Below are 13105 nucleotides of genomic sequence, written 5' to 3'. Positions count from 1 at the left end.
CGGGTGTTCGCCCTCAATGGGTTGCGCCTGCGCCCAGGGCAATGTCCTCGCGGGCCAGTACCGCCGCCCACAGCGCCTGGTGCAGGCCGCGCACCGCATCGCGCAGGGGAAGGCTGGGTGTGCCCTGGCCCGGCAGCCAGGGCACATGCACGAAACCGCCGCGCATGCCAGCCGCGCCCTCGGTGGCCAGCAGGTGCATGAGACCGTAGAGCACGTGGTTGCAGACGAAGGTGCCGGCGGTCTGCGATACCTCGCAGGGCACGCCTGCGCGCTGCACGGCGCGCAGCATGGCCTTGATGGGCAGGCTGGCAAAGTAGGCCGCCGGGCCGGCCGGCACGATGGCCTGGTCGATGGGCTGGGCGCCGCGGTTGTCGGGGATGCGGGCATCGTCCACATTGATGCCGATGCGCTCGATCGACAGCGCGGCCCGGCCGCCGGCCTGGCCCAGGCACACGGTGAGGGCCGGGCGCAATTGCCGGTGCAGGGCGGCGAGGCGATCCAGTGCCTGGCCGAACACGGTGGGCAACTGCGCCGAGACCACGGTGTACCCGCCGATGGCCTGGCCCTGCAGCGCCTGGGCCAGCAGCCAGCTGGGGTTGACGGCGTCGCCGCCAAAGGGGTCGAAGCCCGTGAGCAGGATGACGGGGTTGCTGGCGCCCGAGGGCAGGTGGTGGGGATGGGGCAGCATGGGGCGCAGGGCGGTGGCGGCAGGGGCGGAAACCCTGCATGGTAGCGCGCTGCTTTCCTACCTGCATCCGGCTCCCGGGAGGGCCGGGCGCGCGTAACATGCTGCCCATTGCCCCCATTCGTTCAGGGGGTGCTGGAGAACCTGCGATGAAATGGGAAGGCAACCGGGAGTCCGACAACGTCGAGGACCGCCGTGACGAGGGGGGCGGAGGGGGCGGATCGCCCATTTTCGGGGGCCGCAGCATCGGCATCGGCACCATCGTCATCGCCCTGGTGGGCGGCTGGGTGCTGGGCATCAACCCGCTGACCATCCTGGGCCTGCTCAGCGGTGGTGGTCCGCCTGCACAGGTGCAGCAGCAACACCCGGGGCCCGCCCACCGCCCGCCGGCCGACGACACCATGGCGCGCTTTGTTTCCACCGTGCTCGCCGATACCGAGGACGTGTGGCAGGCCGTGTTCCGCCAGGGCGGCGGCACCTACCAGGAGCCGCGCCTGGTGCTGTTCCGCGGCTCCACGCCCACGGCCTGCGGTGCGGGCCAGGCGGCCATGGGTCCGTTCTACTGCCCGGCCGACCGCAAGGTCTACATCGACCTGGGCTTCTACGAAACGCTCAAGAACCGCCTGGGTGCGCCCGGTGATTTCGCCCAGGCCTACGTGATCGCGCACGAGGTCGGCCACCATGTGCAGAACTTGCTGGGCATCAGCGGCAAGGTGGACCAGATGCGCGGGCGCGTGAGCCAGACCGAGTACAACGCCCTGTCCGTGCGCCTGGAGCTGCAGGCCGACTGCTTTGCCGGCGTGTGGGCCCACCATGCCCAGAATGCGCGCCAGATCCTGGAGCAGGGCGATGTCGAGGAGGCCATGAACGCCGCCGCCAAGATCGGCGACGACGCCCTGCAGCGCGCCGGCGGTGGCCGGGTGGTGCCCGAGAGCTTCACCCACGGCAGCAGCGCCCAGCGCCAGCGCTGGTTCAACAACGGCCTGCAGAACGGCAGCGTCAAGGGCTGCGACACCTTTTCCGCACGCAGCCTGTGATGGGTCCTGAGCCGTCTTCCCCCACGGCTCGCCTGGAGACGGCCGGCGCCGGGCCTGCGGCGTCACCGCCTTCGGGGGCGGCGGCCGCCTGGTCCGCCGCGGCGGTCACGGTACCGCATGCGGTGGGCCTGGGGCTGCTGGCCTTTGCGCCCCTGGCCGGTGGCTATTCACTGGCAGCCCTGGCCCTGTGGTCGGCTGCCTTGCCCGGCCTGCTGCTGACCGTGCTGGCGCCGCGCCCGGGCGTCGTCTATGCGCCGACCACCGTGGTGGCCCTGCTCTTTGCCGCCGTGGTGGCCACGGCCCACGGTGCGGCGGGCTCGCTGGGCCTTTCGCCACGCCAGGTGCTGGCCGTGAGCGGCGCCACCGTGGCGCTGGCCTTCGGCTTCCAGTGGCTGCTGGGCGTGCTGCGGCTGGCTTCGGTGGCGCGTTTTCTGCCGATCTCGGTCACCCATGGCTTTGCGGCGGGCGTGGGCCTGTCCATGGTCGTGGGCCAGTTGCGCAATGGCCTGGGTGCGGGCGCCGGGTGGCAATGGGATGCGCGCACCGCCTGGCATGCTGTGGCCGCCCTGGCCGTGGTGGGCCTGGCGGTGCTGCTGCGCCGGCGCTGGCCGCGCATGCCGGGCCTGCTCAGCGCCGTGGTGCTGGTGGCGCTGGCCGTGGCCGTGGCGGGGCTGTGGGGTGTGGGCATGGGCCATGTGTTCGCACCGGCCGTTGTGCCGAGTGCCTTTGCCGGACCGCTGTGGCCCGACTGGACGGGCATCCCCTGGCTGGAGCTGGCGCACCGCCACGGCTCGGCCCTGGTGGTGCTGGCCTTGCTGATGGCCCTGGTCAACAGCCTGGAGATCCTGGTCTTCAACCAGGAGCTGGAACTCGACCACGGCCTGCGCGGCAACCCCAACCTGGCGCTGCGGCGCGAAAGCGTGCTGGGCGTGGTTTGCGGCCTGGCGGGCATGATCCCGGCGTCCACCAGTGCTTCGCGCTCGCGCATCGTGCTGGCGCAGGCCGGCGCCTCGGCCAGCGCGCCGCGCTGGCATGCCGGCATCATGCTGGCCGTGGCCCTCACGGGGGCCTGGTGGCTGCACTGGGTGCCCATGGCCTGCCTGGCGGGCGGGCTGGTGCTGGCTGGGCTGATGCAGGTGCCCGGCCTGCTGTGGTCGCCGGGCTATGCGCGCCGCTCCAGCGTGACCTGGGCGCAAAGCTGGCTGGTGGCGCTGGTGTTTGCCGTCATGGGCGGTGTGGGGGCCCTGGTGGCCGGGCTGGTGGTGGCCACCTTCGTGTTGCTGCGCGATTCGGCCTCCAAGGTACTGCGCCATGTGCGGCTGGACGGGCAACTGCGCTCGCGCCGCCTGCGCCGGGCGGGTTCGGACACCTGGCTGGCCCCGCGCATGAACCAGGTCGCGGTGTTCGAGCTGCAGGGTGTGATGTCTTTCGGCGTGGCAGCGCACCTGGCCGAGCAGGTGCGGCTGATGCTGCAGCCGCGCCACCGCTGGGTCATTCTGGACGCGAGCCGCGTTCCGGCCTGGGACAGCACGGCCCTGGCGCAGCTGCGCGCCCTGGTGCGCGACCTGGCGCAGCAGGGCGTGGCCTGCGCCGTGGCCGCGCTCGACCGTGTGGCGGCCGAGCACGTGGGGCCTGGCGTGCGCAGCTTTGCCGACGGCGACCGGGCCCTGGAATGGGCCGAGGCCGCCATCCTGGCCGAGCGGCCCGAGAACGAACGGCCGGTCTACCCCGAGCAGGACAGGCTCGGTGAAATCGGCGAGGGGCTGGCCAGCGAGGCCCGGCTGGCGCTGGAGGCGGTGGTCGAGGCGCTGCCCATGGCGGCCCATGGGGTGGTGTTCAACGCCGGGGATACCGACCGCGACCTGCTCGTCGTGCAGTCGGGCCACATCACCCTGGTGACCCAGTGGCCGCCCGAGCGCGGCCTGCGCCTGGCCACCGTGGGGCCGGGCATGGCGTTCGGGGAAATGGCCTTCCTCAATGGGGCCGCGCGCACCGCCAGCGCCGGGGCCGAACTGGGGCCGGTGCAACTGGTGCGGCTGTCGCGGGCACAGTTCGATGCCTGGGCCCGGCGCTACCCCGAGGCCGCGCTCACGGTGATGAACAACATCGCCCAGATCGGTGCGCGCCGCCTGGCCGTGACCACGCGGCAGCTGCGCGCCGTGCTGGAGTAGGGCCTGCCCATGGGCCCCGGCCCCTAAAATTGCCATCTGCGGCTTGATGGTTATTGCTTTATTGCTATCAAAATAAAAGCAACGAATCCAGCCTGCTGGCGGCATGGCTCGGTGGATTCACCCTTGCCTGCCGCCCCCATGGTGTGTTTGGTCCGCCGGTGCGACAATAGAGGGCTAAATGACAAGTTCTTTTTCCAATCTTTCGCTGGCCGAGCCGCTGGCGCGTGCCGTGGCCGAAATGGGCTACGAGTCCATGACGCCCATCCAGGCCCAGGCCATCCCCGTGGTGCTGACCGGCCAGGACGTGATGGGTGCCGCCCAGACGGGCACCGGCAAGACGGCGGCGTTTTCGCTGCCCCTGCTGCAGCGCCTGCTCAAGCACGAGAACACCTCCACCTCGCCGGCCCGCCACCCCGTGCGTGCCCTGGTGCTGCTGCCCACGCGCGAGCTGGCCGACCAGGTGGCCCAGCAGATCGCCCTGTACGCCAAGCACACCAAGCTGCGCAGCACCGTGGTGTTCGGCGGCATGGACATGAAGCCGCAGACGCTGGAACTCAAGAAGGGCGTCGAAGTGCTCGTGGCCACGCCAGGCCGCCTGCTCGACCACATCGAGGCCAAGAATGCGGTGCTCAACCAGGTCGAGTACGTGGTGCTCGACGAAGCCGACCGCATGCTGGACATCGGCTTCCTGCCCGACCTGCAGCGCATCCTGTCCTACCTGCCCAAGCAGCGCACCACGCTGCTGTTCTCGGCCACCTTCTCGCCCGAGATCAAGCGTCTGGCCAGCAGCTACCTGCAGAACCCCATCACCATCGAGGTGGCCCGCCCCAACGAGACGGCCTCCACGGTGGAGCAGCGCTTCTACAGCGCCAATGACGACGACAAGCGCCGCGCCATCCACCAGGTGCTCAAGAGCCGCAGCATCAAGCAGGCCTTCATCTTCGTGAACAGCAAGCTCGGCTGCGCCCGCCTGGCGCGCAGCCTGGAGCGCGAAGGCCTCAAGACCGCGGCCCTGCATGGCGACAAGAGCCAGGACGAGCGCCTGAAAGCCCTGGAAGCCTTCAAGAAGGGCGAAGTCGACCTGCTGGTCTGTACCGACGTGGCCGCGCGCGGCCTCGACATCAAGGACGTGCCCGCGGTGTTCAACTTCGACGTGCCCTTCAACGCCGAAGACTATGTGCACCGCATCGGCCGCACCGGCCGCGCCGGCGCCTCGGGCCTGGCCGTGACCCTGGTCTCGGGCAGCGATGCCCGCCTGGTGGCCGACATCGAGAAGCTGATCAAGAAGAAGATCGAACTCGAAGCCATCGAGTACGACGAAGACCAGCCCCGCGGCCGTATCAACGACGGTCGCCGTGCCTGGCGCGAAGCGGGCGAGACCGGCGATGGCCGCGACGGCATCCCCTCCGGCCCACGCCGCGAGCGCGACCGTGAATACCGCGGTGGCCGTGAGTCCCGCGAAGGGCGCGAGCAGCACCGGGGCTTCCGCCCCGCCGTGGCCTCGCGCGATCCGTTCTTCGAGAAACCCTACGAAGCCAGCCCCGTCGGTGAGAACGCCCCGGCATGGGAGGCCTCGCGCTCGGCTGGCCCACGCAGCAGCGTGTCGGCCAACATCAAGCCCAAGCGCAAGGTCGCGGCGCTGTTCAAGGCCGCCGCCACCTCCTGAGACCCTGGCCTGTGCGGGGCCTTCCGGCCTCACCTGCGCAATGCGTTGCTTTGCTCGCGTGGTACATAACCGGCGCGGTCCAAGCCAGTGCCCCCGTGCAAGGGCCGCCCCGCCGCACTGGGGGCGTCCCCCTCCCGACTCGCACAGCGAGTCGAGAGAGGGGTGAAGGCGCGAAGCGACTCAGGGGGTGCTTTATCGCTCTGGTTTTTGGGCTTGCTCGCAGTGCACCTGCAGCAGTTCGCGGTCCGCCAGCGTGGTGCCAAAGCGCATGGCAGAGAGGCAGCCACCCCAGACACAGCCCGTGTCCAGCGCCAGGGTGTCGCTGCGGTCCAGCAATCCCAGGGTCGACCAGTGGCCAAAGGCCACCAGGTTGCCTGCGGCCTGCCGCCCCGGCACGTCGAACCAGGGCATCAGGCCGGAGGGTGGCGTGTCCGCGCTCTCGGTGCTTTCGAAATCCATCACCCCGGCGGGCGAGCAAAAGCGCAGCCGGGTCATCGCATTGACGATGGTGCGCAGGCGGTCCATACCCGTGAGAGCCGGGTTCCAGCGGTCCGGCCCATTGCCATACATCTGGTGCAGAAAGTCCGGCAACCCGGGGCCGCGCAGCACGGCCTGCACTTCGCCTGCCAGGGCCAGCGCCTCGTCCACCGTCCAGGCCGGCAGCAGGCCGGCATGGACCATGGCCAGGCGCTCCCCCGCGTGGACATGCGTGCGCATCAGCGGCTGCTGGCGCAGCCAGTCGAGCAGGGCCTCGCGGTCCTGCGCCTCCAGCACCGGTGCCAGCGTGTCCTTGCGGGAGGGCTTGCGCGCCCCGTATGCTGCCGCCAGCAGGTGCAGATCGTGGTTGCCCAGCAGGGGCCGCAGCGCATCGCCTGCCGCCATGCAGCGGCGCAGCACGGCCGCCGATTCGGGGCCCCGGTTCACCAGGTCGCCGAGCAGGTAGACCGTGTCGCGGCTGGCGGAAAAACCGACCGTGTCCAGAAGGCGTCCGAGGGCGCTGTCGCAGCCCTGGATGTCGCCTATGCAGTAAAGTGCCATCGTGTTCCCATTTGTCGAACCATGGATTTTCTGCTGATTGCGCTGCTCACGCTGCTCAACGGCGTGTTTGCCATGTCCGAACTGGCGCTGGCGTCGAGCCGCAGGTCGCGCCTGGTGGCATTGGCGGCCGAGGGAGACAAGGGAGCGCAGGCCTCGCTCGACCTGCTCGACAACCCGACCCAGTTCCTGTCGTCGGTGCAGGTGGGCATCACCTCCATCGGCATGCTCAACGGCATCATCGGCGAGGCCGCCTTCAGCGACGACCTGGCGCGCTGGCTGCAGATGCTCGGGGCGCCCGAGCGGGCCGCCGCCATCAGTGCCACGGCGCTCGTGGTCACGGTCATCACCTTCATCACCATTGTCTTCGGCGAACTGGTGCCCAAGCGCATCGGCCAGCTGTACCCCGAAACCGTGGCCCGCTTCGTCGCGCGGCCCATGGCCGGCGTGGCCCGGGTGGCCAAGCCCTTCGTGCGCCTGCTGGCGCTGTCCACCCAGGGCGTGCTGGGCCTGCTGCGCATCGACAACAACGCCGGCCGTGCCGTGACGCAAGAAGAGATCGTGGCGAGCCTGGAGGAGGGCCGCGATGCCGGCGTGATCGAACACCATGAGCACCAGATGGTGCGCAACGTGTTCCGTCTCGATGACCGGCCGCTGACCTCGCTGATGGTGCCCCGGGCGGACGTGCAGTGGCTCGAGGCACGGCTCTCCGTGGCCGAGGCCCTGCAGTGGGCGGGCACCGGTGGCGGGCATGGCGCCCATTCCTGGTACCCGGTGTGCCGCGGTTCGCTCGACGAGGTGGTGGGCCTGGTCAGCGTGGCGCGCCTGCTGGAATTGGGCGTGCAGACCCCCGGCCCCATCGAGCAGCATGCGCTGCCGGCGGCCTTCCTGCCCGAAACCCTGAGCGGCATGGAGCTGCTCGGGCAGTTCCGCGCACGCTCCGGCCGCATGGTCTTCGTGGTCGATGAATATGGCGTGGTGCAGGGCATCATGACGCCGCGCGACCTGCTGGAGGCGATCACCGGGGAGCTCCAGCCCGGTGCGGCCACCGACGCCTGGGCCACGCAGCGCGAGGATGGCGCATGGCTGCTCGACGGCCTGATGCCGGTCACCGAACTCAAGGCGCGCCTGGATATTCGCGAGTTACCCGCCGAGGAGCGGGGCCGTTACAACACCCTGGCGGGATTGCTCATGGCCGAATCAGGCCATTTGCCGGCGGTGGGCGAGCGCATTGTCTGCGCCGGGTGGATATTCGAGGTGCTGGGCCTGGAGGGCAAGAGAATCGACCGGGTATTGGCGCAAATCGACCAGCCCGATCCGTCGGGCTGATTACCTGGACATCTGGATTGATTTTCGCATCGGGTGTTGTTTCAACGGCTTGTCACGATTTTTTTGCCAAACCCGGCAAAGTTTGTCCATTATTCCTATAATGGGGCCTCCTTTGTCCACCCAGCAGTTCAACATACCATGACAACCAGCTACAAAGAACTCCTCAAGCAACGCGATGCCCTGGAACAGCAAATCGGTGAGGCGCGCAAGCGCGAGCTGTCGGATGCCGTGTCGCAGGTGCGTGCTCTGGTGGCGGAGTTTGGCCTGACCGCGCAGGACGTGTTCCCCACCGGCCGTGCACGCAGCGCCAGCGCTGGCACCAAGGTGGCACCCAAGTACCGTGATCCGGCCACTGGCCAGACCTGGACGGGCCGGGGCAAGGCCCCCAAGTGGATTCAAAACGAAAACCGCGAAAAATTCGCCATTTGATCCCTGCCATCCATGGCAGCGTGGTCGTTTGTCGGCCCGCTTGAGAGAAAAAGCCCGCAACTGCGGGCTTTTTGCATGGCGTGCACAATAAATGCGCATTGAGACCGGTGCTGTGCCCGCGGGCCTTGCTGCAGATAACGGGCTTGTAACACAGGATCGTCCCTTGCGCGGCCCGCCCAGCGGCTCTGCCGGTGTCAGGCGCTGGCGGCCATTTCGCGCAATACCTGGGCAGTGAATTCATCGGCCGGAAAGAATGATTCCACGGCCAGCTCCTGCAGGGTCACATCCACCGGGGTGCCGAATATGGTGGTGGTACTGATAAATGAAAGGGTGCCGCGCGCACTTTGAAAGCAGAAGGGCATTACCACGCCCAGCATTTCACCGTCGAGCACCAGGGGGCTCGACTCCTCGGGCGCCGGGTATTCCAGCAGCTCGGCCTGCAAGGCGATCAGCACCGGGTCGGCCGTGGCCTGGATTTGCTGGCGCAGGCGCTCGAACAGATGCGCCCGCCACTGGGCCAGGTTGGCGATGTGCGGTGCCAGGCCCTTGGGGTGCAGGCTCAGGCGGAACACGTTCACGGGCCCTTCCAGCAACTCGGGGCTCACATGGTTGGCCAGCAGCGCCTGGGCGGCGCGGTTGGTGGCCACCACGTTCCAGCAGCGGTCCAGCGCCAGCGCAGGACAGGGCTCGTGCCCCTTGAGCACCAGTTCCACGGCCCGGCGCGCGGCGGCCAGGGCCGGGTCGTCCAGGGCGCGCTCGCGGTACATGGGCGCATAGCCGGCCGCCACCAGCAGGGCGTTGCGCTCGCGCAGCGGGATGGCCAGGCGCTCGCACAGGCGCAGCACCATCTCGCGGCTGGGGTTGGTGCGGCCGGTCTCCATGAAGCTCACGTGGCGGGTGGAGATGTCCGCCTCGTCGGCCAGTTCCAGCTGGCTCAGGTGGCGCTGCTGGCGCCAGGTGCGCAGGTGGTCGCCGAACGAGGCGGGGCCCGGCGTGCTGCTGCGGTGGCCCGCGGCCGCGGGCCGGTGGGGCAGGGTGGGGCGTGGGGCGTGGTGTGTGCTGCTCATGCCCTGCATCCTAGAGGCATATCGCATGCGGGCCATTACCTCGGATGTCATCGACGCCGTGAGCGCCCACGGCAACCATGGAGGCCCTTCCAATCGATTCAACCCAAGGAGTCCCTCATGTCCTTCCTGTCCTCTCCCTCGTTCCTGCGTGCCGTGGTGTGGTTCGATGCTGCCACCGGCGTGCTCCTCGGTACCTTGCACCTGGCCCTGACCGACGCGCTGTCGCAGTGGTTCGGCCTGTCCGCGGGCCTGGTCCAGGGCAGCGGTGTGGCGCTGCTGGCCTATGCGCTGCTGGCCGGCGGCATCGCCAGCCAGCGCAGCCTGCCGCGCGGCCTGCTGGGCTGCCTGGCCGCGGGCAATGCGGCATGGGCCCTGGGCAGCCTGGCGCTGCTGCTGGGCTCTGCCGTGGCGCCCACCGTCTGGGGCCAGGCCTACCTGGTCGTGCATGTGGTCTCGGTGGGCCTGCTGGCGGAGGTGCAATGGTTCGGCATGCGCCGCCTGCCTGCGATGGCTGTGGCCTGAAGGTCTGCACCCGCATCGGCCGCATGGCCGGTGCCGTGATGTGCCATGGGAGAGGGGGCTATCGTCCCCTTTTGGCGTGCCGATGCCACGGCATCCCGGTGCCGGCATACCCCCACCGTTTCATCCGCCACGCGGGGCTGACAGAATAGACCTGTCGCATCACAGGAGTCAGCCATGGCCACATCGACCAAGTCGTCGCCCCAGCCCGCCCGCCACGCCTTTGCCAATACGCTCAAGAGCTTCAAGACCGCGTCCGGCAAGACGGGACAGTTCTATTCCCTCCCCGCACTGGCCCAGCAATACCCCAGCGTGAAGCGCCTGCCGGTATCGATCCGCATCGTGCTTGAGTCGGTGCTGCGCAACTGCGACGGCCGTAAGGTCACGGCCGAACATGTGCGCCAGCTCGCGCACTGGGGCCCCAATGCCGAGCGCAAGGACGAGATCCCCTTCGTCGTCTCGCGCGTCGTGCTGCAGGACTTCACCGGCGTGCCGCTGCTCGCCGACCTGGCCGCCATGCGCAGCGTGGCTGCCAAGCTGGGCAAGAACCCCAAGAAGATCGAACCCCTGGTGCCGGTGGACCTGGTGGTGGACCACTCCATCATGGTCGACTACTACGGCAAGAAGAATTCGCTCGACCTCAACATGAAGCTCGAATTCCAGCGCAACCGCGAGCGCTACGAGTTCATGAAGTGGGGCATGCAGGCCTTCAGCACCTTCGGTGTGGTGCCCCCGGGCTTCGGCATCGTGCACCAGGTGAACCTGGAGTACCTGGCGCGCGGCGTGCACAAGACCAAAGCCGGCGTGCACTACCCCGACACCCTGGTCGGCACCGACAGCCACACCACCATGATCAACGGCATCGGCGTGGTCGGCTGGGGCGTGGGCGGCATCGAGGCCGAGGCCGCCATGCTGGGCCAGCCCGTCTACTTCCTCACGCCCGATGTGGTGGGCTTCGAGCTCACGGGCCAGCTGCGCGAGGGCGTGACCGCCACCGACCTGGTGCTCACCGTGACCGAGATCCTGCGCCAGCACAAGGTGGTGGGCAAGTTCGTCGAGTTCTTCGGCGAGGGCACGCGCACCCTGGCCCTGCCCGACCGCGCCACCATCGGCAACATGGCGCCCGAGTACGGCGCCACCATGGGCTTCTTCCCCGTGGACGAGAAGACCATCGACTACTTCCAGGGCACGGGCCGCACCAAGGCCGAGATCGAAGCCTTCGAGGCCTACTTCAAGGCCCAGGGCCTGTTCGGCGTGCCCCTGGCGGGCGAGGTCGACTACACCAAGGTCGTCTCGCTCGACCTGGGCACCGTCACGCCCAGCCTGGCCGGCCCCAAGCGCCCGCAGGACCGCATCGAGCTGGGCAAGGTCAGCAGCCAGTTCATCGACCTGTTCAGCAAGCCCAATGCCGAAAACGGCTTCAACCGCCCGGCCGAGCTGCTGCACACGCGCCACCACATCCACCGCGGCCAGGACGTGGTGCAGGAGGCTGCGCCCCAGGACAAGCCCGCACCCGCAGGGGCCCCCCGCTCGGTGGCCGAGATGGAAGGCAACAAGCCCGCCCTGGCCACCGCCCATGCGGACGCCGCTGCGACCATGCCCACCAAGGGCGCCGACCCCACCGTGGGCAATGGCGACGTGCTGATCGCCGCCATCACCAGCTGTACCAACACCTCCAACCCCAGCGTGCTGCTGGCCGCCGGCCTGCTGGCCAAGAAGGCCGTGGAAGCCGGGCTCAAGGTCCAGCCGCACATCAAGACCTCGCTGGCCCCGGGCTCGCGCATCGTCACCGACTACCTCACCGAAACCGGCCTGCTGCCCTACCTGGAGAAGCTGGGCTTCGCGCTTGCCGGCTACGGCTGCACCACCTGCATCGGCAATGCCGGCGACCTCACGCCCGAGCTCAACGAGGCCATCACGGGCAACGACCTCATCTGCGCTGCCGTGCTCTCGGGCAACCGCAACTTCGAGGCGCGCATCCACCCCAACCTCAAGGCCAATTTCCTGGCCAGCCCGCCGCTGGTGGTGGCCTATGCCATTGCCGGCACGGTGCTCAAAGACCTCATGACCGAACCCGTGGGCAAAGGCAAGGGCGGGCGCGACATCTACCTGGGCGACATCTGGCCGAGCAGCGAAGAGGTGCACCAGCTCATGAAGTTCGCGATGAACGGCAAGGCCTTCCGCGAGAACTACGCCAAGGTGAGCACCGACCCCGGCAAGCTCTGGGAAAAGATCAAGGGCGTGAGCGGCAACGCCTACACCTGGCCTGCCAGCACCTACATCGCCGAGCCACCGTTCTTTGCCAGCTTCGCGCTGGAGCAGGGGGCCGCAACGGCCTCCGAGGTGCATGGCGCGCGCATCATGGCGCTGTTCGGTGACTCCATCACCACCGACCACATCTCGCCCGCGGGTTCCATCAAGGCCACCTCGCCGGCCGGCCAGTGGCTGCAGCTCAACGGCGTGCAGAAGGCCGACTTCAACAGCTATGGTGCGCGCCGCGGCAACCACGATGTGATGATGCGTGGCACATTCGCCAACGTGCGCATCAAGAACCTGATGATCCCACCCACCGCCGATGGTTCGCGCGAGGAGGGCGGCGTCACGCTGTTCCAGAACGAGGGGCCGCTGCAGGGCGAGAAGATGTTCATCTTCGACGCCGCCATGCAGTACATGGCGCAGAAGACCCCCACGGTGATCTTTGCCGGCGAGGAGTACGGGACCGGGTCGAGCCGCGACTGGGCCGCCAAGGGTACGCAACTGCTGGGCATCAAGGCCGTGGTGGCACGCAGCTTCGAGCGCATCCACCGCTCCAACCTGGTGGGCATGGGCGTGCTGCCGCTGCAGTTCAAGGGCACGGATTCGTGGGAGTCGCTGGGCCTCACCGGCGACGAGACCATCAATGTGCTGCCCGACCCGGCCCTCACGCCCCAGAGCGATGCCACCCTGGTGATTCGCCGGACCGACGGCTCCAGCCAGGAGGTGGTGGTCACGCTGCGCATCGACACCCCCATCGAGGTCGATTACTACCAGGCGGGCGGCATTTTGCCCTTCGTGCTGCGCCAGCTGCTCGAGGGTTGAGGAGGTCCCCGCGCAGGGGCGGCGCTGCGGCCGCCCCGGGGACTGCCCTGGGAGGGGACTTGTGGCGCACACGCTGCGCGTGTTTCGCC

10 protein-coding genes are annotated in these 13105 nt (G+C 68.8%); 7 read left to right on the top strand and 3 right to left on the bottom strand.

Annotated elements, in window-relative coordinates; genetic code table 11:
* Positions 1–13: 13 nt before the first annotated feature.
* A complete protein-coding gene (gene pcp / locus AC3WOH_RS22485) occupies positions 14–688 on the bottom strand; it encodes a pyroglutamyl-peptidase I (protein ID WP_492231546.1) in 675 nt (224 codons plus the stop codon).
* Positions 689–834: 146 nt separating this feature from the next.
* On the opposite strand from pcp, the gene ypfJ reads away from it, so the two are divergent.
* From ypfJ to AC3WOH_RS22470, 3 genes are all read left to right on the top strand, one after another.
* Complete coding sequence (ypfJ, locus tag AC3WOH_RS22480; protein ID WP_184856826.1) at positions 835–1722, top strand: KPN_02809 family neutral zinc metallopeptidase; 888 nt, start codon at positions 835–837, stop codon at positions 1720–1722.
* The gene (locus AC3WOH_RS22475) at positions 1722–3893 is read left to right on the top strand and encodes a SulP family inorganic anion transporter (RefSeq protein WP_492231545.1); all 2172 of its coding nucleotides are present in this window, start codon (positions 1722–1724) and stop codon (positions 3891–3893) included. The genes ypfJ and AC3WOH_RS22475 overlap by 1 nt, the downstream gene beginning before the upstream one ends.
* 178 nt (positions 3894–4071) lie before the next feature.
* Complete coding sequence (locus AC3WOH_RS22470) at positions 4072–5559, top strand: DEAD/DEAH box helicase (protein WP_492231544.1); 1488 nt, start codon at positions 4072–4074, stop codon at positions 5557–5559.
* Between the two features lie 192 nt (positions 5560–5751).
* On the opposite strand, the gene AC3WOH_RS22465 is transcribed toward AC3WOH_RS22470, so the two are convergent.
* Positions 5752–6597, bottom strand: coding sequence for a symmetrical bis(5'-nucleosyl)-tetraphosphatase (locus AC3WOH_RS22465; protein ID WP_492231543.1), 846 nt, complete (start codon positions 6595–6597; stop codon positions 5752–5754).
* Positions 6598–6618: 21 nt separating this feature from the next.
* On the opposite strand from AC3WOH_RS22465, the gene AC3WOH_RS22460 reads away from it, so the two are divergent.
* On the top strand, positions 6619–7923 hold the full coding sequence (locus tag AC3WOH_RS22460; protein WP_492231542.1) for a hemolysin family protein: 1305 nt from the start codon (positions 6619–6621) through the stop codon (positions 7921–7923).
* A 138-nt stretch (positions 7924–8061) separates the two neighbouring features.
* Positions 8062–8352: an H-NS histone family protein gene (locus AC3WOH_RS22455; RefSeq protein ID WP_184856821.1), complete on the top strand. Its 291-nt coding sequence runs from the start codon at positions 8062–8064 to the stop codon at positions 8350–8352.
* 194 nt (positions 8353–8546) lie between these two features.
* On the opposite strand, the gene AC3WOH_RS22450 is transcribed toward AC3WOH_RS22455, so the two are convergent.
* Positions 8547–9419: a helix-turn-helix domain-containing protein gene (locus tag AC3WOH_RS22450; RefSeq protein WP_492231541.1), complete on the bottom strand. Its 873-nt coding sequence runs from the start codon at positions 9417–9419 to the stop codon at positions 8547–8549.
* 117 nt (positions 9420–9536) lie between these two features.
* Between AC3WOH_RS22450 and AC3WOH_RS22445 the strand changes: the two genes are divergently transcribed.
* Both AC3WOH_RS22445 and AC3WOH_RS22440 read left to right on the top strand, forming a co-directional pair.
* A complete protein-coding gene (locus tag AC3WOH_RS22445) occupies positions 9537–9941 on the top strand; it encodes a hypothetical protein (RefSeq protein WP_492231540.1) in 405 nt (134 codons plus the stop codon).
* Between the two features lie 174 nt (positions 9942–10115).
* The gene (locus tag AC3WOH_RS22440; RefSeq protein WP_492231539.1) at positions 10116–13016 is read left to right on the top strand and encodes an aconitate hydratase; all 2901 of its coding nucleotides are present in this window, start codon (positions 10116–10118) and stop codon (positions 13014–13016) included.
* The last annotated feature ends 89 nt before the right edge of the window (positions 13017–13105 follow it).

It is taken from the genome of Acidovorax sp. FW305-C-20-28 (assembly GCF_058783375.1).
Note: the sequence above shows the minus strand (reverse complement) of the source record. Positions and strands in the feature narration are given on the sequence as shown.